21 protein-coding genes are annotated in these 21929 nt (G+C 66.4%); 9 read left to right on the forward strand and 12 right to left on the reverse strand.

The features are described 5' to 3' along the window. Complete coding sequence (locus A9973_RS07560; protein WP_183013105.1) at positions 1 to 1389, reverse strand: amidohydrolase; 1389 nt, start codon at positions 1387 to 1389, stop codon at positions 1 to 3. A 160-nt stretch (positions 1390 to 1549) separates the two neighbouring features. On the opposite strand from A9973_RS07560, the gene A9973_RS30955 reads away from it, so the two are divergent. Then, a complete protein-coding gene (locus tag A9973_RS30955) occupies positions 1550 to 1711 on the forward strand; it encodes a hypothetical protein (RefSeq protein WP_220805367.1) in 162 nt (53 codons plus the stop codon). Here A9973_RS30955 and A9973_RS07570 read toward each other — a convergent pair. The 4 genes from A9973_RS07570 to A9973_RS07585 form a co-directional block, all read right to left on the reverse strand. Continuing rightward, positions 1698 to 2645: a tripartite tricarboxylate transporter substrate binding protein gene (locus A9973_RS07570; RefSeq protein WP_183013106.1), complete on the reverse strand. Its 948-nt coding sequence runs from the start codon at positions 2643 to 2645 to the stop codon at positions 1698 to 1700. The two genes, A9973_RS30955 and A9973_RS07570, sit on opposite strands and share 14 nt — an antisense overlap. Before the next feature lie 42 nt (positions 2646 to 2687). Continuing rightward, on the reverse strand, positions 2688 to 3956 hold the full coding sequence (locus A9973_RS07575) for a carboxylesterase family protein (protein ID WP_183013107.1): 1269 nt from the start codon (positions 3954 to 3956) through the stop codon (positions 2688 to 2690). Positions 3957 to 4097: 141 nt separating this feature from the next. Then, positions 4098 to 5048, reverse strand: a complete 951-nt coding sequence (locus A9973_RS07580; RefSeq protein ID WP_183013108.1) for an adenosine deaminase — start codon at positions 5046 to 5048, stop codon at positions 4098 to 4100. A 45-nt stretch (positions 5049 to 5093) separates the two neighbouring features. After that, the gene (locus A9973_RS07585) at positions 5094 to 6029 is read right to left on the reverse strand and encodes a LysR family transcriptional regulator (protein ID WP_183013109.1); all 936 of its coding nucleotides are present in this window, start codon (positions 6027 to 6029) and stop codon (positions 5094 to 5096) included. 155 nt (positions 6030 to 6184) lie between these two features. On the opposite strand from A9973_RS07585, the gene A9973_RS07590 reads away from it, so the two are divergent. The 7 genes from A9973_RS07590 (at position 6185) to A9973_RS07620 (ending at position 11755) form a co-directional block, all read left to right on the forward strand. Beyond that, positions 6185 to 6892 carry a hypothetical protein gene (locus tag A9973_RS07590; protein WP_183013110.1) on the forward strand — a complete coding sequence of 236 codons (708 nt, stop codon included), beginning with the start codon at positions 6185 to 6187 and terminating at the stop codon, positions 6890 to 6892. Positions 6893 to 6954: 62 nt separating this feature from the next. Continuing rightward, a complete protein-coding gene (locus A9973_RS07595) occupies positions 6955 to 7317 on the forward strand; it encodes a sel1 repeat family protein (protein WP_183013111.1) in 363 nt (120 codons plus the stop codon). 8 nt (positions 7318 to 7325) lie between these two features. Continuing rightward, entirely contained in the window at positions 7326 to 8708 is a 1383-nt protein-coding gene (locus A9973_RS07600; protein ID WP_183013112.1) for an MATE family efflux transporter, read from the forward strand. Between the two features lie 84 nt (positions 8709 to 8792). Then, positions 8793 to 10319 (forward strand): lytic murein transglycosylase, encoded by a 1527-nt coding sequence (locus A9973_RS07605; protein WP_183013113.1) that lies wholly within the window; start codon positions 8793 to 8795, stop codon positions 10317 to 10319. Continuing rightward, positions 10316 to 10924: a bifunctional 2-polyprenyl-6-hydroxyphenol methylase/3-demethylubiquinol 3-O-methyltransferase UbiG gene (locus A9973_RS07610; RefSeq protein WP_183013114.1), complete on the forward strand. Its 609-nt coding sequence runs from the start codon at positions 10316 to 10318 to the stop codon at positions 10922 to 10924. Before A9973_RS07605 ends, A9973_RS07610 begins: the two co-directional genes overlap by 4 nt. Positions 10925 to 10948: 24 nt before the next feature. Beyond that, the gene (locus tag A9973_RS07615) at positions 10949 to 11539 is read left to right on the forward strand and encodes a GNAT family N-acetyltransferase (RefSeq protein WP_370539455.1); all 591 of its coding nucleotides are present in this window, start codon (positions 10949 to 10951) and stop codon (positions 11537 to 11539) included. A gap of 30 nt (positions 11540 to 11569) precedes the next feature. Continuing rightward, positions 11570 to 11755: an oxidoreductase-like domain-containing protein gene (locus tag A9973_RS07620; protein ID WP_183013115.1), complete on the forward strand. Its 186-nt coding sequence runs from the start codon at positions 11570 to 11572 to the stop codon at positions 11753 to 11755. A 10-nt stretch (positions 11756 to 11765) separates the two neighbouring features. Here the strand turns inward: A9973_RS07620 and A9973_RS07625 are convergent, their stop codons facing one another. The 7 genes from A9973_RS07625 to A9973_RS07655 all read right to left on the reverse strand — a co-directional run bounded on the left by A9973_RS07625 (position 11766) and on the right by A9973_RS07655 (position 19881). After that, complete coding sequence (locus tag A9973_RS07625) at positions 11766 to 12203, reverse strand: acetyltransferase (protein ID WP_006225776.1); 438 nt, start codon at positions 12201 to 12203, stop codon at positions 11766 to 11768. Between the two features lie 63 nt (positions 12204 to 12266). Next, positions 12267 to 14006 carry a peptidase M14 gene (locus tag A9973_RS07630; RefSeq protein ID WP_183013116.1) on the reverse strand — a complete coding sequence of 580 codons (1740 nt, stop codon included), beginning with the start codon at positions 14004 to 14006 and terminating at the stop codon, positions 12267 to 12269. 69 nt (positions 14007 to 14075) lie between these two features. Beyond that, positions 14076 to 14945 (reverse strand): ABC transporter permease, encoded by an 870-nt coding sequence (locus tag A9973_RS07635; protein WP_183013117.1) that lies wholly within the window; start codon positions 14943 to 14945, stop codon positions 14076 to 14078. Positions 14946 to 14950: 5 nt separating this feature from the next. Beyond that, positions 14951 to 15874, reverse strand: coding sequence for an ABC transporter permease (locus A9973_RS07640; protein WP_183013118.1), 924 nt, complete (start codon positions 15872 to 15874; stop codon positions 14951 to 14953). Between the two features lie 47 nt (positions 15875 to 15921). Continuing rightward, positions 15922 to 17454: an ABC transporter substrate-binding protein gene (locus A9973_RS07645; RefSeq protein WP_183013119.1), complete on the reverse strand. Its 1533-nt coding sequence runs from the start codon at positions 17452 to 17454 to the stop codon at positions 15922 to 15924. Between the two features lie 51 nt (positions 17455 to 17505). After that, complete coding sequence (locus A9973_RS07650) at positions 17506 to 19359, reverse strand: dipeptide ABC transporter ATP-binding protein (RefSeq protein ID WP_183013120.1); 1854 nt, start codon at positions 19357 to 19359, stop codon at positions 17506 to 17508. A 9-nt stretch (positions 19360 to 19368) separates the two neighbouring features. After that, positions 19369 to 19881 (reverse strand): winged helix DNA-binding protein, encoded by a 513-nt coding sequence (locus tag A9973_RS07655; RefSeq protein WP_183013121.1) that lies wholly within the window; start codon positions 19879 to 19881, stop codon positions 19369 to 19371. A gap of 385 nt (positions 19882 to 20266) precedes the next feature. Between A9973_RS07655 and A9973_RS07660 the strand changes: the two genes are divergently transcribed. Further along, a complete protein-coding gene (locus A9973_RS07660) occupies positions 20267 to 21928 on the forward strand; it encodes a ShlB/FhaC/HecB family hemolysin secretion/activation protein (RefSeq protein WP_255469053.1) in 1662 nt (553 codons plus the stop codon). The last annotated feature ends 1 nt before the right edge of the window (position 21929 follow it).

A 21929-nucleotide genomic window follows, 5' to 3' on the forward strand; every position in this document is an offset into this window, starting at 1 on the left:
TCAGCTTCCCTTCTGCGCGCGGGCCATGTAGTCGATGGTCAGGTTCGACAAGGCGCGCACGCCGTTGATCAGGCCCGATTCATCCACGTAGAAGCGCGGCGAGTGGTTGGGGGCGGCCTTCTCCACGTCGGTGCCTTTGGGCGTTACGCCCAGGTAGAAGAACATGCCGGGCACCTTCTCCTGGTAGAAGGAAAAGTCTTCCGACGCGGTGGACTTCGGCTGCAGGCCGTAGTTGCCTTCACCGGCCACGCGGCGCAAGGTGGACCCCATTTTTTCGGTCAACGCCGGGTTGTTGACGGTGGCGTTGTAGAGTTCGACCACGCGCACGTCGGCCTTTGCGCCGGCGCTTTGCGCGATCATTTCGGCGGTGCGCGTGATGCGCTGGTGGATGTCCTTCTTCATGCCTTCGTCATACGTGCGGATGGTGCCCGTCATGGCGACGTTGTCCGGCACGATGTTCATGCGGTTGCCGCCGTGGATCGCGCCCACGGTGATGACGGCCGGCTCCAGCATGCTGTTGATCTGGCGGCTGGGGATGGTCTGCAAGCCCAGGATGATCTGCGAGCTGACGACGATGGGGTCGATGCCGGACCACGGGCGCGCGCCGTGCGTCTGCTTGCCGGTGACGTCGATCCAGAACTGGTCGGCGGCGGCCATGGCCGGGCCGCTGCGCCACGACAGCCAGCCGGCCGGGTAGGCGCTGGACACGTGCAGGCCGAAGATGGCGTCCACTTTGGGATTCTCCAGCACGCCTTCCTGCACCATCATCTTGGCGCCCCAGATCTTCTTGCCGTCGGGCTCGAAGTCGGCCGGGCTTTCCTCGGCGGGCTGGAAAATGAATTTCACGCTGCCGGGCAGCTGGTCTTTCATGCCCGCCAGGACTTCAGCCGTGGCCATCAGGATGGCGGTGTGGGTGTCGTGGCCGCAGGCGTGCATCACGTCCACTTCCTTGCCCAGATAGGTGCCTTTGGCCTTCGACGCGAAGGGCACGTCCACTTGCTCTTTGACGGGCAGCGCGTCCATGTCGGCGCGCAGCGCCACGACCGGGCCAGGCTTGCCGCCCTTGAGCACGGCGACGACGCCCGTGCCCGCCACGCCGGTCTTCACGTCCATGCCCAGCGCGCGCAGATGATCCGCTACGAGTTTGGCCGTGCGCGATTCCTGGTTGCCCAGTTCGGGGTGCTGATGGATGTCGCGGCGCCAGGCGATAAGCTTGTCTTCGATCGCTTTGGCGCGCTGGTCGATCTGTGCGGACAGGGCGGCGTCGGGCGCGGGGGCCAGGGGGCCTTGCGTGCCGGGCGCGCTTTGCGCGGCGGCGGGGCCGGCCATCAGCAGGTGGGCGGCCAGCGCCAGGGGGGCCAGCCGGAACAACGTCTTGCGGGACTGCATGGTCTTCTCCTCGTGGTTGTTAACCTGTTATTGGGTGAGGATCTTACCCAAGCGTCGCGCGGCCGGCAGCTTTGTTACGGATGCTTAAAATCACCGCGGTTTGATTCCGGAAGGTGGAATTCCGTGCGCGACGATGCCCAACGGCACCGCCGCGAGCCCCATGCCCAGGCCCAGCATCATCATCAACGACCCGGACACCAGCCAGGGCGTATGCGCCTCGAACCGCATCATGGCCGGCATGGGCCGCCCCGGCATGGGCCGCCCCGGCATGGGCCGCCCCGGCATGGGCCGCCCCGGCCTAGGGAGGCCTACTGCAGCTTGATGCCCAGTTCCTTGATCAACGGCGCCATCTCGGCGCGGTCCGCTTCGATCGTCGCGCCCAGTTCTTCCGGCGAACTGCCGATCGGGATCATGCCCAGCGTTTCCATCTGCGTTCGCATCGCGGGGTCTTTCAAGATGTCGGACACCGACTTCTGGATCAGCGCCACGCGTTCCTTCGGCACGCCGGCAGGCGCCATCAAACCGATCCACGGCTGCGGCGCATAGTCCAGCCCAGATTCCTTCAGCGTCGGCGTGCCAGGCAGGCCGCCGAAGCGTTCGGGGCTGGTGATGGCGATGGCGCGCAGACGGCCGCTGTCGATCAGGCCTTTGGCGCTGGACGGCGCATCCAGGCCCACATCCAGCTGGCCGCCGATCAAGTCGTTCTGCGTCTTGCCGGACGAGGACGACGGCACGTACAGCGCCTTGACGCCGGCACGCCGGGCCGTCTGTTCCCACACCAGATGAAACGCCGTGCCGATCGAGAACGAACCCACGCTCAGACTGCGCGCGCGGCTTTCGCGCACGAAGTCTTCCCAGGTCTTGATCGGGCTGTCCTTGGCCACGATGAAGATGAACGGCGTGCGGGCCACCAGCGAGATCGGCTGCAGGTCTTTCTGCGTGTCGAAGGGCAGGGCGTCGACCGCGAACGGCACGATGGTGACGGTGGACGCGACCACCATGCCCAGCGTGTAGCCGTCGGGCGCGGACTTGACGAGCGCGCTGGTGCTGATGATGCCAGAGGCGCCCGGCCGGTTCTCCACCACCACGGGCTGCCCCCAGGCGGCGCCCAGCTTGCTGGCCAGCACGCGCAGCATCACGTCCACCGGTCCGCCCGGCGGGTTGGACACGATGATCTTCACGGGCTTGTCGGGATAGGCGGCCGAAGCGGCCAATGGCGCCAGCAGCGCAAGCGCCAGCGCGGTTTGCTTGAACATGGAATTCCCCTTGTATTGTGGATGTGTGCGGTGGCCGCGGACTCAGGCCAGGACTTGCAGGTGCGGCGCCATCGGCCAGCCGGGCGCGTCGCCGCGGATGAACGCGATCCACGCTGCCTGAGTGTCCCGCGTCAGTTGGACGGCCTCGGTCTCGGGCAATCCGGCCAGCATGGGGGCGGCGTAGGCGTCGACGGTGTCGAAGACGAATGGCAGCTCGATGCAGTGGCAGGCGCCAAAGCGCGTCGTCGGCGCGACGTCGAAGCGCGCCAGCCAGGCTTGCCGGCCGCTCGCCACGGCGTCCGCGGCCCATTGGCGGGCAGGCGCGCCGAAGACCTGCTCGCCGGCTTGCCGGCCTTCCGCATCGGCCGCGTGGCCAGGAAAGGCCGCCATTTCGTCGCGGGTATAGGCCACCAGCACATCCGCGCGGGAAGCGGCCCGTTGCAGCGCGGGCGCGATGTCTTGCGGCAGCACTTGGCCGTCCAGCACGGGGCAGAACTGACTGCGGCTGCTGCCCTCGGCGCGCAGCACGTCCTGAACGTCCGGGGCTTGCTGCGCGGCCAACAGCGCGGCTACGGGCAAGCTGCGCGCCGCGTCCAATGATCCGGCGCCGGCGGCTTGCAGGAACGCCTGCCCCAGCGCGTCGGCTTGCGCGGCGCTGCGAAAGCCCCGGCCCAACGCCGCGCTTTGCAGGATGGCCCGCGAGAAGCGGGGCCGCCGCGCCAGCATTGCGCAGATCGAAGACGCGCCTGCCGATTGGCCCATGACCGTGATTCGTTCGGGGTCGCCGCCCAGGTCCTGGATGTTGTCCAGCACCCAGTCGATGGCTGCTTCCTGGTCCAGCAGGCCGACGTTGGCGGTTTGCCCGGGCACGTATAGCCAGCCCAGTGCGGCCAGCCGGTAGTTGACGCCCACGACCACCAGGTCGCCGCGGGCCGCAAGATGAGAACCGTCGTACCAGTCCAGCGCGCCGCCGCCGCTTTGCCAGGCGCCGCCGTGTAGCCACACCACCACGGGCCGCCGCGCGGCGTCCGCGCCGGGCGTCCACACGGTCAGGTGCAGGCAGTCTTCGGATTGCGGCGCGTCGAAATCGCCCATCGCGCCGCGCAGCCGCGACGGCAGTTGCGGCGCCACGGGCCCGGGCCGCGTGGCGTCGAGCGGGCCGCGCCATGCCGCGGGTTGCGGCGGCGAAAAGCGCAGCTCGCCCACGGGGGCTTGCGCATAGGGAATAGCGTGATAACGGCAAATGCCGCCCGCATCGCGCACGCCAGTCAGCGTGCCGGCCTGCAGCACCGCCTGGACGGTCTGATTCATATCCTGCCCCTTGCCTCGTTGTTATGCGGCCGGCGCCGGAAGGCGCCGCGGCCGTGGGGCTATGGTAGGGAGGATCGGGGCAGGGCAGCCATGCCGGTTTTGAACATTGCCATGCGGAACCCGCATGGCTTCCGGCGTGGCCTATTTGGCGATGCGCGCGTCCAGGCTGTTGTCGGCCAGGGCCTGCGCCTGTGCCTGGGTCATGCCCAGATGCTCGTACAGCGCATGGAAGTTCTCGTTGACGTAGCCGCCGAAGTAGGCCGGGTCGTCGGAGTTGACCGTGACCTTCACGCCCGCGTCCAGCAGCGACAGGATGTTGTGGTCGCGCATGTGTTCAAACACGCGCAACCGCGTGTTCGACAAGGGACAGACGGTCAGCGGGATCTGCTCGTCGATCAGGCGGGCGATCAGGTTCGGGTCTTCGGCGGCGCGCACGCCATGGTCGATGCGCAGCACCTTCAACAGGTCCAGCGCTTCCCAGATGTATTCGGGCGGGCCTTCCTCGCCCGCGTGGGCCACGGCGGGCAGGCCCTCGGCGCGGGCGCGGTCGAAGACGCGTTGGAACAGGCGCGGCGGGAAGCCCTGTTCGCTGCTGTCCAGGCCAACGGCGATGAAGGCATCGCGAAAGGGCAATGCTTCGTCCAGCGTGCGCATGGCCTGCGCTTCGGGCAGGTGGCGCAGGAAGCTCAGGATCAGGCCGCTGGTCACGCCCAGCTGCTTGCGGCCGTCTTCCAGCGCCTGGCGGATGCCGTTGAGCACGACGGCGAACGGCACGCCGCGGTCGGTGTGGGTCTGCGGGTCGAAGAAGGGCTCGGTATGCACCACGTTCTGCTCGCGGCACTTCAGCAGATAGGCCCAGGTCAGGTCGTAGAAATCCTGTTCGGTGCGCAGCACGTCGGCGCCCAGGTAGTACAGGTTCAGGAATTCCTGAAGGTTGCCGTAGTTGTAGGCGCCGCGCAGGGCGTCGATGTCGGGCCAGGGCAGCGCCACGCCGTTGCGTTGCGCCAGCCGGAACAGCAGCTCGGGTTCCAGCGAGCCTTCCAGGTGCAGGTGCAGTTCCGCCTTGGGCAATGCGTTGAGCCAGTCGTACATGGATGCTCCGATAAAAATGGGTGATGCGAATTCAGGGGGCGGCGCCTACGCGGCCAGCGCGATGTTGTCCGCCTGGATGGCCTGCCGGACCTGTTCGGCGAAAGCGCGGGCCTGTTGCGTGCTGGGGCGGTCGCGGCGCCAGATGGCGGCCAAGGGCGATTTTCCGATGGCGGGGCGCGCGGGCAGCACGACGAGTTCGCCGCGGGCCTGGCGGACGGCCGCCACGCTGCCTGGCAGCATCCACAGATAATGCCCGTCCAGCAGCATTTCGCGGCCGAACTCCATGGACAGGGCGCCGATCATATCCGGAATCGCCAGACCGGCGTTGCGCAGCGAGACTTCCAGTTCGCCCCGTATGCGGCTGCCCGGCAACGCGGTGATCCACGGATAGGCCACGTAGTCCGCCAGCGTGGCGTCCGCCCGCCCGGCCAACGGATGGTCGGTGGCACAGGCTAGCACCACGGGATCTTCCAGCAAGGTGGTCGACCGGTAGATCTGCGGGTTGACGGTGGATGAAAAACGGCTGATCAGCACGTCCAGCGCGCCGGCGTCCAGGTCTTCGATCAGGCGTTCGTGCGTGCCGATCTCGATGGTCAATGTAATGCGGGGATAGGCTTGCCGGAAGTCGCGCGCCGCCTGCGCCACCGGCCAGCCCGCGAACATCGAAAAGCACCCCACGGTCAGGCTGCCTTCGTCGCCGCGCGACATGGCGGCCAGGTCGATCTCGGCTTTGCGGAAGTCGGTCAGCAGCAGGCGGGCATGGCGGCACATGGCATCGCCCAGCGGCGTGCAGGTGGTGCCTTTGGCCGTGCGCTCGAACAGGCGTGCTCCAACCAGTTCTTCGATTTCGGCGATGGCGCGCGACAGGCCGGATTGCGTGCTGTGCAACTGCGCCGCCGCCTTGGACAAATTGCCCAATTCAGAGACGGTCAGCACGATTTCCAGGTGCCGGATGCGGAGTTTGCCTCGGAAGGGTGTCATGGCGCGGGGTCGGGGGCGATGAGCCGATTATTCTCCCGCGCCGGGCGCTTGGCAACGGCCGCGCGGGATTCGGATATAGTTCGTCGCCAGGTAGAACACCGGATACGGGGCGCACGCAGCGGGCGTCGCGCGAAGCCGGCTAGAAGGAGACAGCCATGAATGCAGCAGTGCGTGGCGCGCGGCGGACGATTCCGCTTGCCGCAGCGGGGCTGATGGCGCTGGCCTTGAGCGCTTGCGGCGTGGCCAAGGTAGACGAGGTCTCGGTCAAGTGGCCGCCCTTTCGTGACGGCACGCCCGTGGTGTTGCCCTCGGACCCGGCGCAATGCCCGGACCTGGCGGGCACGTACCGGACGCAGGGCGAGTACCGCTCGGGCGACCGCGACACCAAGTCGTTGAACGACCTGCGCACTTTCTTGAGCTACCCGCTGGACCTTCAGGGCATGCGCGACAATGTGCTGCCCGAATGGCAGTCGACGCCCGACGCCACAGTGGCCTTTACGCCCGCCGCCGGTGGATGGGACGTCCTGGCCCTGGACGGGCGCGGGGCGCGGTCGGCTGCGTATTTGCCCTTGCTGAACGGCGCGCAGGATCCGGGCGCCTTGGCCCGGGACGCCAGGCCGGGCGTCCCGGACGGCATCCGCCGCCACACCGGTTGCGCACAGGGCCGGCTGTGGGTCAGCGTGCGGCACGACTGGCGCCAGTACGAATCCATGGGAGTGCGGCGGCATGTGGCGCTGTTTCGCCCCGAGGCCGGCGGCCTGCTGGTCACCGTGCGGCGCGAGTCCGATTCCATCGGCCTGCTGCCCTGGTATTCCAACGAAAGCAGCGTGTTCCAGTACTGGTTCGCGCCGGTCGCGCCATAAGCGCGGTTTCCGGCTTTCCTTCATTCCCAAGCGGCCAAGGCCGCGATCGACCTGAATGCGCAATGACCCGTAAAAGCTTGTCCGTCTCGATCGTTCTCCTGCTGTTGTTCGTGGCGCTGACCGCGCTGTTCTGGCGGCACCAGTTCGCGAACACGCCGCCTTCGCTGCGCGACCAGGTAGGCGGTGAACTGAGCGGCGACACGCATATCTACGGCGAGTCGCCGCGCCAGGACGCCCTGGCGCAGCGCGCCTTGCTGGCCGACGCGCAGCGCGGCAACCCCGGCGCCCAGTTCATGCAGGCCATGATCCTTGAACCGGTGGACATGAAGGCGGCGCTGGGCTGGTACGAGGCGGCAGCGGCGCAGGGCTACGAGGCCGCCATCGATCGGTTGCGGCAGCTGCGCGAGCAGCCCGCGGCGCGGTAGGCCGGACCTTGGCCTCTCTCGCCACCTCTGCCGCCGCCACTGCCGATCCGCGCGCCCGCTTCGTGTCCGGGCCCCTGGGCCCGCATGTCCTGGAGATGATCCTCACGGGCTGGGCAAGCATGCTGGCCGTCTTCGCGGTGGAATTCCTGTCGCTGTTTTACCTGGGCACGTTGAAGGACGAGGCGGTGCTGGGCGCGGTCGGATTCGGTTCGATGACGCAGTTCACGATCACGTCGGTGTGCATCGGCGTCACCGTGGGCGGCGCGGCGCTGGTGTCGCGGGCGCTTGGGTCCGGCGACGCGCGGCGCGCGCGGACGCTGGCCGGGGCGTCGCTGATCCTGATGGCGGGATCGGCGGTGGCGGCCGGGGCGGTCTTCCTGGCGGCGATCGGGCCATTCACCGCGGCCATCGGGCTGGCGCAAGACGTGCGCGGGCACTTGCTGTCGTACGTATTGATTACCACGCCCTTCGCGGTGGTGATGGGCATCGGCATGATGCTGTCCAACCTGCTGCGCGCGGCCGGCCGCGGCCGCCAGTCCATGTGGGTGCTGCTGGCGGGCACTGCCACGGTGGCCGTGCTGGACCCCATCGTCATCTTCGTGCTGGACGGCGGCATGGCGGGCATTGCCTGGGCGGGCGGCGTGGGCCGCCTGGCCACGGTGGCGCTGGGCGCCTGGCTGGTGTTCCGCACGCATCGCCTGGTGGCGTGGCCGGCCTTGCGCGCCTTGCGAGCAGACCTGGCGGCAATCGGCAAGATCGCGTTGCCCGCCGCGCTGACCACGCTGGCGACGCCGGCGGCGGTGATCTTCACCGTCTCGACCTATGCCAGCTTCGGCCCCAGCGTGATCGCGGGCGCCACGGTGGTCGACCGCGTGCTGCAACTGGCCTATTCGCTGTTCTTCGTGCTGCCGGGCGCCATTGGCCCCATTCTTGGCCAGAACCTGGGCTCGGGGCAATGGGACCGCGTGAAACAGACCGTAAGGCTGACATCGCGGTGGGCCTTGTTCTACGGCTTTGCCGCTGCCACGGTACTGGCGGTGCTGGCGCCCTGGGTGCCCGACGTGTTCCAGGTCACCGGCCCGGGGCGCGACCTGATCATCTTCTTCTGCCGCTACGGCAGCTTCGCCTGGGCGGTGAACAGCCTTTTCTTCGTGTCGATCGCCGTGTTCAATAACCTGGGCTACGCGGCCTATTCCACGGTCATCGGCTGGTTGCGCGCTACGCTGGGCACCTTGCCGTTCGTGTGGCTGGGCGCGCACTACGGCGGCCCCGAGGGCGTGATGCTGGGGCAGACCCTGGGCTTCGCCTTGTTCAGCGTGATCGCCATGGTGGTCTGCCTGCGCGTGCTGCGCGAACCGCCGGCCGCGCTGAAGGGCAGACCGGCCGCCTGACAGGCCCGGGACACCCGCTTGCGGTTCGATTTCGGCGGCTGGTCGCGGTACGATTCCGGCTGACTTCGATTTTTCAGGATTACCATGCGTCCGCGTTCCTCAGGCCCTCGAATCGATACCCTTTCCCGCGCCTTGCTGGCCGCCGCCGTGATGGCGGCCGCCGCCGGCGCCGCGCATGCGCAATCGCCCGAATCGGCGACCGGGTCGCGTACCCCGTCGCCCGCACCGGCGCCGGTGCAGCCGGCCTTGACCCCGAAACGCAGCTTCGATGATGTGACGGCGGCTCAAGACGCGGCAAAGGAACCCGCCGCCACCCCGGCACCGGCCGCCCCGGCCCCGTCCGAGGTTCCCGCCGCGACGGCGAGCCCGGCCGCAGCCGTGGTCCCTGCCGCCGCGCCGACCGTCATCGTCCCGACCGAGCTGGACACCAAGGCCTGCATCGCGAAGCTGCGCAAGGGCGCCACCGCCAACGGCCTGACGGTGGCCGACTGGGACAAGTACACCGCCAACGCCAAACTGCTGCCCACGACCGTGGCCTCCGCCAAGGGGCAGCCGGAAGGGCGCGAAAGCTGGTGGGACTACATCGCCAAGACCGTCGACGACGAGCGCGTCAACGACGGCCGCGCCGTGATGAAGAAGGTCGGGCCGCAACTGGCCGCGATCGGCCAGCAGTACCAGGTGGATCCGGCCACGCTCGTCGCCATCTTCGGTATCGAAACGAACTACGGCCGCCAGATCGGCAAGACCGACGTGCTCAACGCATGGCTGACGCGCGCCTGCACCGAGAACAAGACGCTGTGGGAAAAGAATGCCTACGCCTCCGTGCGCCTGCTGCGCGACGGCACGGTCCCCGCGGACAGTTTCGTGGGGTCCTGGAGCGGCGCGTTCGGCATGACGCAGTTCATCCCGACCTCGTTCTACGAATTGGCCGCGGATGGCGACGGTGATGGGCGCATCGACCTCTACAACTCGCTGCCTGACGCGCTGGCCTCTACCGCCAACCACTTGCGCAAGCGCCGCGCCAAATGGACGCACGGGCTGCCTGCCGTCGTGGAAGTGCGCGTGCCCGCCGAATTGGCCGCCGCGATCCCGCCTGAACCCGACGCGGAGTACGTGGGTTCGCAAGACCGCCGCACCATCGCGCAATGGGCGCAGGCCGGCCTGAAGCAAGGCGACGGCTCGGTGCTGAAGCTGCCGTCCGGCAACGACGAACAGGCCTATCTGTTCGCGCCCACCGGCGCCAAGGGCCCGGTCTTCCTGGCCACCGTGAATTTCGACGCCATCCTGCATTACAACCAGTCGCGCCGCTACGGCCTGGCCGTGTCGCTGCTGCTGAACCGCCTGCAGGGCGGCCCCGGCATCGTCGCCGCGTGGCCCACGGACGACCCCGGCCTGTCGCGCGCCGAGATCAAGCAACTGCAGGAAGACCTCTACGGCCGCGGCTACGACATCGGCGTGGCCGACGGCATTCCGGGCGCCAAGACCCGCGACGCGGTGCGCGCCGAGCAAGAGCGCCGCAACCTGCCGCAGGACGGCCGCGTGGGCAAACGCATTCTGGATGTCCTGAAGGCCGATCCGCCGTTGGCGGCGCGCGCGCTTCCTCCCAAATGAGCCGGCCACGCATAGGCGGCACCGAAGGGTACGGCGAGCGCGCGGCCGCGCTGGCCGACCAGTACGAGAGCATCGCGTTTGCCGACGTGCATCGCGATGTGCTCCACCTGATCCCGGACGCGCCCGCACGCATCGCGGACATTGGAGCGGGCTCCGGGCGCGACGCCGCGGCGCTGGCGCGCATGGGGCATGCGGTCGTGGCAGCCGAGCCTACCCCCGAGTTGCGTCTGGAGGGGCAACGCCGCCACGCGGCGCTCGACCTGGAATGGGTGGACGATGCCTTGCCGGACCTGGCGGGCCTGCGTGCCCGGGGACGCGCATTCGACGTGATCATGCTGACGGCCGTTTGGATGCATCTGGACGCGGCCGAGCGTGCGTCGGGCATGGCCAGCCTGGCCGCGCTGCTGGCCCCGCAAGGCCGCATCCTGATGTCGCTTCGCCACGGGCCGGTTCCGCCGGGCAGGCGCATGTTCGAGGTGTCCGCCGACGAGACCTTCGCCCTGGCGGCCGGGCATGGGCTGTCGCGCCTGCACCTGAGCACGCGCGAAGACATGCTGGACCGCGGCGACGTGCATTGGAGCTTCGTGGGATTGGTGCGAGGCTGATGCCCGGCGCGGCCCGGCGACGCTATGATGGAGCCGTCCCGTCATTGGCCGCTTGTCATGCCGCAATCCGTGTTTCCTGACGTTTTCCTGACTCTCCGGCTGCGTGCGCAGCGCATGCGGCAGGGGCATCTGCCGTTCATCATCGACATGCACGCCAACGCCGATCTGATGGAGACGATGGGCGGCACGCGCGACGCCGCCGCCAGCCGGCTCTACGTGGCGCAGAACGTCTCGCATTGGGTCGAGTACGGGTACGGGATGTATGTGCTCGAAGACGGGCACACGGGCGCGATGGCGGGCCGCGCCGGCCTGAAGTACACGGTGTCGGGCGACCACGGCGCCATCGAGCTTGCCTATGCCTTCCAGCCCCACTGCTGGGGGCAGGGCTACGCGGGCGAGATCGCCGCCTCGCTGATCGAAATGGGGTTCGAGTTGTTGCCGGTGGACGTGTTGTCAGCGGTGGCGTTGCGCTCCAACGCGGCGTCTCGCCGCGTCATGGAAAAGACCGGCTTGCGGTATGTGGGTGAAACGGCGGGCGACGACGCCAGCGCCAAAGTCCGCTACGAAATCCGCCGCAGGGAATGGCGGGCCGCCCACGCGCCAGCCAGTGCCTGACGGCGGGCGCATCGGCGCTAACATTGCGTCATGAGCACGACGACCCTCCCCGAAGACAATGATCCGCAGCCCGTTCCCCCGGAGCGCCCCGCGCCCGAGGAATGCTGCAACAGCGGTTGCATCCCCTGCGTCTATGATCGCTACGACGAGGCCATGGAGGCCTACCGCGAGGCGCTGAAAGCCTGGCGCGCGCGCCACGAACGACAGAATCCGTAGACCTGTCGCGTCACCCTGCCAGCTTCATGTGGATGATCGGGAACGGGCGGCCCGCGTCGTCTTGGGCCGACCTGCCCACGTCTTCGAACCCGTAGTGCTTGTAGAAGCCGTGCGCCTGCGGGTTCTGCTCGTTCACGTCGACCAGCAGGGTGCCGTGCAGCGATCGCGCGAAGTTCAGCAGCCGGCGGCCGGCGCCTTTGCCGCGCTTGTTGGCGTCCACGAACAGCATTTCCACCTTGTTGCCGGACAAGCCCATGAAGCCGGCGAGTTCGCCGGCATCGTCCTCACAGACCCACACGCGCACGGACGGCAGGTAGGTGTTGAGCACCTGCGGGTACATGGCCTGGATTTCTTTTTCGGTCAGGAAGGAATGCGTGGCGCGCACTGAACGGAGCCAGATGTCCGCCAGGACCAGATCGTCGCCGTGATTGCGTTCTCGGATATTCATTTTCTTATTGATTCTGTTTGTCAAAAGGCGCCGCGGTCCTTGGTCGCCGCGCCTTCATCCTGTCTACTGCCCTGAACGATACAGCTCGGTCGCCGCCAGGACGGTTTCCATTTGCACAGTATGCGCGAAAACAAAGCGGTCGCCGTAGACGGTTTCATCCGGAAACTCCGAAATCAGCGCCATCGGCAGTTCTTCGCGGTCGGTTTCCGTGATCTGCACCGGAATGCCGTTCAGCACGTCGAAACCCGATTCCAGCGCGTGCGCATGAAAGCGTTCCAGTTGGCGCGCATTGAACTCCACCAGGCCCGGCACGTTGCGGGCCAGCCGGGCCGTCACGCCTTCGATCAGGCGGCGTGCACGTTCGCTCCAGCCCGGATGGTGGCGCAGCACCAGGAAGAAGCCCTTGGGGATGGTCCACAGTTCGAAATTGCGGGGCAGGTAGCCCGACAGCGGACGCGTCCATTCATGCGCGGGATAGCCGTGCAGATTGATGTGCAGCTGCGCGCCGCTGATCGCGTGCGCCTGGTGGCGGCCATCGCGTTCGAAGAACGGCGCGTGTTCGCGGTAGGCGATATCGTCGCCCAGGGCGCTGTAGCGCGACGCGTGCAGCATATGGCGCGGGTGATGCTCGCGCAGCCGGTTGAACAGCGCATAGCCGTCGGGATTCTCGGCGGCGATCAGCGCGAAGTGCGCATTGCCGCGGGCGGCCAGCGTTTGCGCCGCGCGCAGGGCGCCTACGACGCCAGACGTCTCGTTGGCATGCTGCGCGCCTGAAATGAAGACGGCCGGGCCGGGGCCGCGCACATAGGTGCCCAGTACCGGGCGGCCCTGGCGCGACACCGCCTGGAACGCGTCGCCACCGAACGCCGCCATGCAGCCGGCGATCTGGCCGGCAGTCAAGGGTTCGCGGCGCTGGGCCAGCGGGGCGTCAAGCGGCGCGGCCAAGACAGGGGCCGGCGCCTCGAACGGCTCCACGGAAATCTGCACGCGCGCCGCGCCATCATGGCGCCGGATGTCGGGGATGATCTGGCCGGGCTGCAGGCCGCGATCGCCCGAGGGGCGGCCGGAGTGATGCTGAAAGTGCTCCAGCAATGCAAAGTACACGTCCTCGTGCAGCGCTTCGAAGGTGCTGACGATTTCTTCGTCCACGGGCAGGGCGAAGTCCATGCCCGGCAGGTCGACGCGAATTTCCAGACGGTCAAAGTACGGCTCGTGCGCGCCCCATGGATGGCTGCGCACGGTGTCGACGATGCTGCGGAACACTTGCTGGTATTCGGTGGCGTGCGCGGCATCGATCTGGACCTGGCCTTCGGCGTCGTGTACCCGCAGCCAGCCGGTCGGCGACAGTTCGGGCTTGCCGTCCTGGGCTTGGCCCAGCTGGTTGGGGGCGAAGACCCGCGCGTCCAGCTTGCGTCCGTCCGCGTAGGTCAGGGTGACGTCGTAATGCAGGTCCGAGGCGCCGGGTTGCATGACCACGCGCACGCCCGCCATCAGGTCGACCAGCGGGTAGGCCTCCAGCGTGAAGCGCTTGGCCTGGGCATGCTCGTGCAGCGGGTAGCGCACCAGGGCGGATACCAGGCCTTCGCGGTCGGCCTCTTCCAGGAAGAAGTGCACCAGCGGCTTGTAGGCGCTGCGAAAGCGCGCCGTGACGCCGGCCTGGGCCAGCCGGGCTTCGGCCGCGCGGCGGGCATCCACGCCTTCAAACAGCCAGCCTTCCACGACCGCGCCGCGCCAGGCGGGGGCCATGTAGGCATGGGTCCAGGCGTCCAGCGTGCGGTCGAATGTTTTTTCCAGCAAAGACATGCTTTCGGTTCCTTCGGTGTTCTTTCGGCATCCGGGAAAGGGAAAAATGCCCCTTGCGGGGCATTTGCCTTACACCTTTCCGGTGGGGTCCAGGCGGTCCCGCAACCAGTCGCCAAGCAGATTCAGGCCCAGCACGGTCAGCATGATCGCCAGGCCCGGGAAGACGCTGACCCACCATGCGGTCTGCATGTAGGTGCGCCCATCGGCAAGCATACCGCCCCAGCTGGGGATCATGGGATCCACGCCCAGGCCCAGGAAGGTCAGGCTGCTTTCCAGCAGGATGTTGTTGGCCACGTTGAGCGTCATCAGGATCACCAGCGGGCCCAGCAGGTTGGGCACGATGTGGTGGCGGATCATGGCCAGGTCGCGTACGCCGAAAGCGCGCGCGGCCAGCACGAACTCGCGTTCACGCAGCGCCAGCACCTGCGCCCGGACCAGGCGCGCATATTGCACCCATTGCGACACGATCATGAAGAAGATCACGTTGTACAGCCCGCCGCCCAGGATGGCGATGAACGTGATGGCCACCAGGATGAAGGGCAGCGCCAGCTGCACGTCGGCGAAGCGCATGACGATCATGTCCCAGAAGCCGCGGTAGTAGCCGGCGATCAGGCCCATGACGATGCCCAGCAGCGCGCCGCCGATGACGGACGCGAAGCCCACCATCAGCGAAATCTTGCCGCCGACGATCACGCGGGCCAGCACGTCGCGGCCCAGTGGATCGGTGCCAAACGGATGCGCGGCGGACGTGAACGGCGCCATCAGGCGGGCCGCCAGGTCCATGGATTCGCCGCCGTCGGGGAACAGCCAGCCGGACGTCAGCACCAGCAGGACCATGACGCCGGTGAGCAGGGTGCCCAGCACGAATTCCAGGGAACGGTAGCGGCTGCGCGGCTTGAAAGGCTTGGGGGCGGCGGCGGTGGGGGTGGTTGTCTGCATAAGGCTTACCGCGTGCGGATACGGGGATCGACGATGCCGTAGGCGATGTCGACGATCAGGTTGACCAGGACGATGACGGAGGCCAGCACGGTGACCGTGCCCTGCAGCACCGGGTAGTCGCGGCCGGAAATGGCGTCGAACGCCAGCGTGCCCAGGCCCGGCCAGTTGAACACCATCTCGATGACGACGATGCCACCGATCAGGCCGCCGAACTGCAGGCCCAGATAGGTGATCAGCGGAATCGCGCAGTTGCGCAGCGCATGCTTGTACAGCACCACGCGTTCCTTCAGGCCCTTGCTGCGCGCCACCATGATGTACTGCGCCGACAGCGTTTCCAGCATCGTGGTTCGCACCAGGCGGATATTGGTGGCGCTGAGGATGATGGCCATCGTCAGGGACGGCAGGATCAGGCTGGCGGGGCCGCTCCAGCCCGAAGGCGGCAGCAGCGGGAACGTGATCGACAGCAGCAGGACCAGCATCAGCGCCAGCCAGAAGTTGGGGAACGACAACCCCACCAGCGACAGGATGCGGATGGCCTGGTCGGTCGCCTTGCCGCGCTTGATGGCCGCCTGGATGCCCAGCGGCAGCGAAATCAGGATCGAAAAGATCAGCGACGTGAAGGCCAGCATCAGGGTAGCGGGCAGCGCGTCGCCGATCAGCTTGGCGACGGACGTGCCGCCCATGAAGCTGCGGCCGAAATCGCCGTGCAGCAGGCCCTGCATGTAAGACAGGTATTGCTCGTGGAAGGGCCGGTTCAGGCCCAGCGCCTGGCGGATGTTCGCCAGGTCTTGTTCGGTGACGCTGCCCGAACCCTGGCTGAGCATCAGCGCGGGGTCGCCGGTCAGGCGCACGGCATAAGAGACAAGCAGTGTCACGGCCACGATCACGAAGACGGCCTGCAACACGCGTTTGATGAGAAATCCGGTCATGAGGCGCCGCCCCGGCTTCACACCGGGGCGGATCGTTGGGTTAATGCTTAATCGACGCTAACTTCAAGGAAACGGAAACGGATGTCGCCCGGGACTTCCAGGTTCTTCACGCGCTTGTTCACGCCCACGATGGTGTTCAGGCTGTACAGCGGCAGCTCCAGCGCCTGGTCGGCGACATAGCCGGCGATCTCCTGCAGCATGGCTTCGCGCTTCTTCACGTCATAGACGGTGCGTTGCGCTTCCAGCATGCCGTTGAGCTTGGCGTCGTTGTCGTACGGGTTCCACTTCTGGCCCGTGTGATACATCAGGTAGGCGGTGTTGTCGTAGTCGTACGTCCAGCCGCCCCATTGGTTCTGCCACATTTCGCCCGTCTTGCCGCCCGGGATGATGTCGTTGAGCAGCACGCCGGTTTCATACGGCTTGATGGTCGCGCGCACGCCCACGGCCTGCATGTAGCCCGACACGGCCTGCGCCACTTCGCGGAAGTTCGAATCGCTGCCGCGCACGTCGATCTGCACGGTGGCGCCCGGCTTCACGCCGGCCGCGGCCAACAGCTTCTTGGCTTCGGCGGGGTTGAAGGGCAGGGGCTTCTGTTCGGGGTTGTAGCCGAAGGACTGCGGGCCCTGGAAGCTGGCGATGACCTTGGCCTGGCCCAGCAGCAGCTGCTTGACGATGGCTTCGCGGTCGACGGCCATGATCAGCGCGCGGCGCACGTCGCGGTTCTGGGTGATGCCGCCCTTGGTGTTGTAGCGCAGCGCGAAAGCCACGGGGCCGCCCGTCGAGATGACGTCGGCGTTGCCGGCCTTCTTCACGGTTTCGATCAGGCCCAGCGGGATCAGGGTGGCGATGTCGATGCGGCCGGCCTGCAGCTCGGCAACCTGGGTGCCGGGTTCGCTGATGAAGCGGTACACGACTTTGTCCAGCTTGGGTTTGCCGCCCCAGTACTCGTCATTGCGCGCAAGCGTCACGTTGACCTTGGGCTGGTAGCTTTCGAACTTGAACGGGCCGGTGCCGACCGGGTTCGTGTTGAAGAAGTCTTCGCCCTTTTCCTTGATGTACTTCGGCGGCACGATCATGGCGCCGTAGCCGGCCAGCTTGGTCAGCAGCACCGGATCCGGCTGCTTCAGGATGAAGTCGACGGTGTATTCGTCCACGACCTTGATCTCGCCGATCGAGTCGTAGTTGGATTTCTGCGGGCCCTTGGCCCCTTCGGCGCCAAGCAGGCGTTCGAAGGTGAACTTCACCGCTTCGGCGTTGAAGGGTTCGCCATTGTGGAACTTGACGCCTTCGCGCAGCTTGAAGCGCAGGCGCTTGTTGTCGTCCAGGTATTCCCAGCTGGTGGCCAGGCCCGGTTGCAGCTTCAGGTCGGCGCCGCGCATCGTCAGGCCGTCGTACAAGTTGCCGCCGACCGAACCCCAGAAGGTCACGAAGGTGTCGATCGGATCCCAGCTTCCCGGGTCCTGGTTGATGGCCACGCTGAGCGTGCCCGCGGCATGCGCGGTCGAGAAGACGGCGGGCATCGCGCCGCCCAGCGCCAGGGTCAGGGCGGCGGCGGTGAAGGTGGTGCGTAGGGATTGCATGGTCGCTCCAGGGACGGGAAGTCGGATCGGGCCGAGGGAAAAAGGGGGGCTTCAGGCGGCCCGGGCCACCTGGTGGCCGGGCGCGAATTCGATCAGGGGGATGATGGCCGGCTCGTCGCCCACGCGGCGGACCGGGCTGGGGATTTCGCCTTCGATCAGCGAGGTGTCGATGTGGCGGCCAGGTTCGGCCACCGGCACGGCGGCCAGCAGCTTGCGGGTATAGGCATGCTGCGGCGATTCGAAGATCTGCCGGCGCGTGCCCAGTTCCACGATCTGGCCCAGATACAGCACGGCCACGCGGTGGCTGACTTTCTCCACTACGGCCATGTCGTGCGTGATGAACAGGTAGGACAGGCCGCGGTCTTTCTGCAGGTCCATCAGCAGGTTCAGGATCTGCGCCTGAATAGACACGTCCAGCGCCGACACGGATTCGTCGGCGATGATCAGCTTGGGATTGCTGGCTAGCGCACGCGCGATGCACACGCGCTGGCGCTGGCCGCCCGAGAATTCGTGCGGGTAGCGTTTGGCGTGTTCCGGCTTCAGGCCCACCTGCTCAAGCAGTTCGCCCACGCGGCGGGCAATCGCCGTGTCGCCGTTCAAGAGGCCATGCGTGCGGATGGGTTCGGCGATGCTGAATTCCACCGTCTTGCGCGGGTCCAGCGACGCGTACGGGTCCTGGAAGATGTACTGGATTTCCTGGCGCAGGCGCTGGCGTCCGGCGGCGTCCATCGAAAAGATGTCCTGGCCGTTGTAGCGCACCGCGCCCGAAGTCGGTGCCACCAGTTGCTGCAAGGTCTTGCCGATGGTGGACTTGCCGCTACCCGATTCGCCCACCAGCGCCAGCGTTTCGCCCGGGTAGACGTCGAAGCTCACCTCTTCGACGGCGTGCACGCGGTGCGTGACGCGGCCGAACAGGTTGTGGCCCACGTCGAAGCGGGTGGTCAGCTTTTCAACGCGCAGCACCGGTTCGTCGTAGCGCGCCGTGTCCTGTTCGCGCGTTTCGCCCACTTCGCGCAGGGTGTCGCCCTCCAGCACGGTCTGCGGCGTGCGCAGCGGCAGGTCGCTGCCGGTCAGGCTGCCCAGCCTCGGCACGGCGGCCAGCAGCGCGCGGGTATAGGGATGCTTGGGCGCGTTGAAGATCTCGTCGACGGTACCTTGCTCGACCTTCTTGCCGCGCAGCATCACGACCACATCGTCGGCCATCTCGGCCACCACGCCCATATCGTGCGTGATGAAGATGACGGCCGTGCCCAGGTCGCGCTGCAATTCGCGGATGGTGTTCAGGATCTGCGCCTGGATGGTCACGTCCAGCGCGGTGGTCGGCTCGTCGGCGATCAGCAGGCGCGGCTGGCACGACAGCGCCATGGCGATCATCACCCGCTGGCGCATGCCGCCCGACAATTGGTGCGGATAACGGTCCAGCAGTTGCTCGGCGTCCGGCAGGCGCACTTTCTCAAGCAGCTTGCGCGCCGATTGGCGTGCCGCTGCGCGGGACAGCTGCTGATGCAGCATGATGGCCTCGACGATCTGGTCGCCGATCGTGAACACCGGGTTCAGCGACGTCATCGGCTCCTGGAAGATCATCGCGATGTCGTTGCCGCGGATCGCGCGCATCTGCTCGTCGGTGGCCGTCGTCAGGTCGGTCTCGCGGCCGTCGTTGTCGCGGAACAGGATCTGGCCCGTGGCGATGCGGCCGCTGGTGTAGTCGGTCAGGCGCATGATCGCCATGGACGTGACCGACTTGCCCGAGCCGGATTCGCCGACGATCGCCAGCGTCCTGCCGGGCCGGACGTCGAAGTCCAGGCCGTCGACGGCGCGGAACACGCCGTTCTCGGTATTGAAATCGACCGATACGCCGCGTACGGACAGCAACGGGGCGGACGAAGAGGCAGGGGTGCTAGACAACGTGGATTCTCACAGCGAGGTGGCGGCGCGGGCCGCCTGGTCGTACAGGCCCGACAGGGTGCGCAGGGTGTTGGCCAACTGGTGGTTGGCGTCGTCCGCGGCAGGCGAGTCGATGAACGATTTGACGAGGCATTGCTCGCGCACTTCGGCGTAGCGCTGAATGGCGGCGGCGCCGGCTTCGGTGGTCGTGTAGATCACTTCCTTGCCCGTCTTGGCGCTTTGCACCACGCCCAACCGCTCCAGCTTCTTCAGCGAGTAGTTCACCAGGTGGGTGTCTTCGACATTCAGCGTGAAGCAGATGTCCGCCAGCTTCTTGCCGCGGCCGCGGTGGAACACATGGTTAAGCACCAGGATGTCCAGCGAGGTCAGTTCGGGCAAGCCCGCGCAGGCCATGCATCGCACCATCCAGCGGTTGAAGGCATGGGACGCGATGATCAGCCCGAATTCCACCTCGGAAAGCTCCGGGGCGGACGAGGCGAGATGGGCGGAGGAAACAATGACGTCCCGGACGGATACGGACATGGATAAGGCGGATAAGGGACGGATCGATGACAAAATGTTGGCGAATTATTGACGATTTGTTGACATGGAGGCATTCGGGATAACCCGGGGAAATAAGCAAATACCTCTGTTACTTGTGGGGTCGCAATGTTTGCATCGCCGATGTGGTGCTGCACGATAAAAGACTGAAATTCAGAACAATCTTATGTCTTGTTCTTGCAAGATCATCTAACTTCCACGGTCGTGGTTTCAATATAGAAAATAAAAAAATATTACATTCGGGTTTTCCATGGCAAAATTGGTAACTATAAATATCTAAAGTAGACAAAAAACGGCAGTTTTGCAGCGAGACATATGTATGGAAGTTGCTTTGTGCAGAGGCGGGAAAGCGCTGGCCGCAGTCGCCATGATCGGTGCTTCGGTCGCCGCTTTTGGCCAGCCGGTGCCTGATGGCGGGCGCGCCGCCGAGATCCAGCGCCGGCAGGAACTTGAAATCGATGTGCAGCGCCAGCGGGCCGCGGAACGCCCCGACGTCCTGACTCCCGACGTCAAGCGTGCCGCCCAAGCCCTGCAGTTTCCGGCCGAAACCCCGTGCTTCGCCATCAACCAGGTGGTGTGGGACAGCGCGCAGCCGCCCGCATTCGTGTCGGAAGCCAGCCGCGCGGTGGTTGATCAATGCGTGGGCGCGCAAGGCTTGCGCGCATTGCAGGAATACCTGACCGGTGAATTGATCGACAGCGGCAGGGTGACCGCTCGCGTGCTGGTACCCGAACAATCATTGGCGGCGGGCAAACTGACGCTGCGCTATGTGCCGGGACGCATATCCGGCGTCAAAGGCGAAGACACCGTCGGCTGGTGGCGCACTGCCGTGCCGACGGGCGCGGGCGGCGAGTTGAACCAGCGCGATCTGGATCAGGCGTTGGAGAATATTCGCCGGCTGGCCGGTCAGGCGGACGCGACGATCGATGTCGCGCCCGGCCCCGAGCTGGGAGATTCGGACATCGTCATCCGTCCGGGCTCCGGCAAGCGCTGGCACGGCTATGTCGGCGGCGACAACGGCGGCATGGACACCATCGGCAAATATCAGGTCAATGCCGGGCTGACGCTGGACTCACCGTTGTTTCTGTATGACCAATTGTCGGTGTCCTGGAACAGCAACGCGCGCTGGCGGGATTCAAATTCAAACTCGCGTGCGGCGTCCATCAACTACAGCGTTCCGTTCGGCTACTGGATGTTCTTTGCCGGTGCCAGCAAATCCACGTACCGGCAGACGGTGGCGGGGTTCGAAGACCCCATCATTTATGGCGGCACCACCAAACAGGTGCAGGCAGGCGTTTCGGTCGTGCCCTATCGCGGCACGGCCTACAAAGGGAATGCGTCGTTCACCTTGTTGCGCAAGCGCACGGACAGCACGCTGAACGATGTGCCCATCGATGTGCAACGTCGTGACGTTACCGGCTACGAATTCAGCTACGCGCATCGTCAGTATCTGGGGCAATCGGTGCTGGACGTGGGGGGCGGGGTGCGCGGTACCTTGCCGCATTATTCCGATCAGCCGGGTTATGTCTACGGCGACCCCGATTGGAATGGGCGCAGCACCATCTATGCCGGAAACATCGGTCTGTACGTGCCCTTCAAGATTGCGGACCAGCCCTTCGCGTACCAAGGCAACTGGCAGATCCAGCACGCCAAGACCGCCGTCGTGCCGGCAGACTATTTCACCATCGGCAACCGTTACGCGGTGCGCGGCTTTGATGGCCAGATGACCTTGGCCGCCGAAGATGGCTGGTCGCTGCGCAATGATCTTTCATTGAATCTGGAACGCCTGACAGGCTTGCCGGGGCAGCAGCTCTATACCGGTGTCGATGTCGGCCGTGTCGGTGGCCCGTCCGCCGCATTCCTGTCCGGCCGCACGCTGGTCGGCGCGGTTGCCGGGCTGCGCGGCCGGTTTGCCGTGCCTTACGTCAATGCCAGCTACGACCTGTCTGCCGGCTGGCCGTTGAAAAAACCCGAGTCCCTGCAGACGTCGACCACCGTGTTTTCGATGGTCGTGATGGTCGAGTTCTGAT

Source organism: Achromobacter sp. UMC46 (genome assembly GCF_014170335.1).
Classification (GTDB): Bacteria; Pseudomonadota; Gammaproteobacteria; order Burkholderiales; family Burkholderiaceae_B; genus Achromobacter.

What these genes read in the sequence shown, in the direction of transcription:
- A9973_RS07655 (WP_183013121.1), bottom strand. Translation starts at nt 19,881, where the DNA reads ATGTCCGTATCCGTCCGGGACGTCATTGTTTCCTCCGCCCATCTCGCC.
- A9973_RS07585 (WP_183013109.1), bottom strand. Translation starts at nt 6,029, where the DNA reads ATGACACCCTTCCGAGGCAAACTCCGCATCCGGCACCTGGAAATCGTG.
- A9973_RS07620 (WP_183013115.1), top strand. Translation starts at nt 11,570, where the DNA reads ATGAGCACGACGACCCTCCCCGAAGACAATGATCCGCAGCCCGTTCCC.
- A9973_RS07660 (WP_255469053.1), top strand. Translation starts at nt 20,267, where the DNA reads ATGATCGGTGCTTCGGTCGCCGCTTTTGGCCAGCCGGTGCCTGATGGC.
- A9973_RS07560 (WP_183013105.1), bottom strand. Translation starts at nt 1,389, where the DNA reads ATGCAGTCCCGCAAGACGTTGTTCCGGCTGGCCCCCCTGGCGCTGGCC.
- A9973_RS07580 (WP_183013108.1), bottom strand. Translation starts at nt 5,048, where the DNA reads ATGTACGACTGGCTCAACGCATTGCCCAAGGCGGAACTGCACCTGCAC.
- A9973_RS07605 (WP_183013113.1), top strand. Translation starts at nt 8,793, where the DNA reads ATGCGTCCGCGTTCCTCAGGCCCTCGAATCGATACCCTTTCCCGCGCC.
- A9973_RS07640 (WP_183013118.1), bottom strand. Translation starts at nt 15,874, where the DNA reads ATGACCGGATTTCTCATCAAACGCGTGTTGCAGGCCGTCTTCGTGATC.
- A9973_RS07625 (WP_006225776.1), bottom strand. Translation starts at nt 12,203, where the DNA reads ATGAATATCCGAGAACGCAATCACGGCGACGATCTGGTCCTGGCGGAC.
- A9973_RS30955 (WP_220805367.1), top strand. Translation starts at nt 1,550, where the DNA reads ATGCCCAGGCCCAGCATCATCATCAACGACCCGGACACCAGCCAGGGC.
- A9973_RS07635 (WP_183013117.1), bottom strand. Translation starts at nt 14,945, where the DNA reads ATGCAGACAACCACCCCCACCGCCGCCGCCCCCAAGCCTTTCAAGCCG.
- A9973_RS07570 (WP_183013106.1), bottom strand. Translation starts at nt 2,645, where the DNA reads ATGTTCAAGCAAACCGCGCTGGCGCTTGCGCTGCTGGCGCCATTGGCC.
- A9973_RS07595 (WP_183013111.1), top strand. Translation starts at nt 6,955, where the DNA reads ATGACCCGTAAAAGCTTGTCCGTCTCGATCGTTCTCCTGCTGTTGTTC.
- A9973_RS07630 (WP_183013116.1), bottom strand. Translation starts at nt 14,006, where the DNA reads ATGTCTTTGCTGGAAAAAACATTCGACCGCACGCTGGACGCCTGGACC.
- A9973_RS07645 (WP_183013119.1), bottom strand. Translation starts at nt 17,454, where the DNA reads ATGCAATCCCTACGCACCACCTTCACCGCCGCCGCCCTGACCCTGGCG.
- A9973_RS07575 (WP_183013107.1), bottom strand. Translation starts at nt 3,956, where the DNA reads ATGAATCAGACCGTCCAGGCGGTGCTGCAGGCCGGCACGCTGACTGGC.
- A9973_RS07615 (WP_370539455.1), top strand. Translation starts at nt 10,949, where the DNA reads ATGATGGAGCCGTCCCGTCATTGGCCGCTTGTCATGCCGCAATCCGTG.
- A9973_RS07590 (WP_183013110.1), top strand. Translation starts at nt 6,185, where the DNA reads ATGAATGCAGCAGTGCGTGGCGCGCGGCGGACGATTCCGCTTGCCGCA.
- A9973_RS07610 (WP_183013114.1), top strand. Translation starts at nt 10,316, where the DNA reads ATGAGCCGGCCACGCATAGGCGGCACCGAAGGGTACGGCGAGCGCGCG.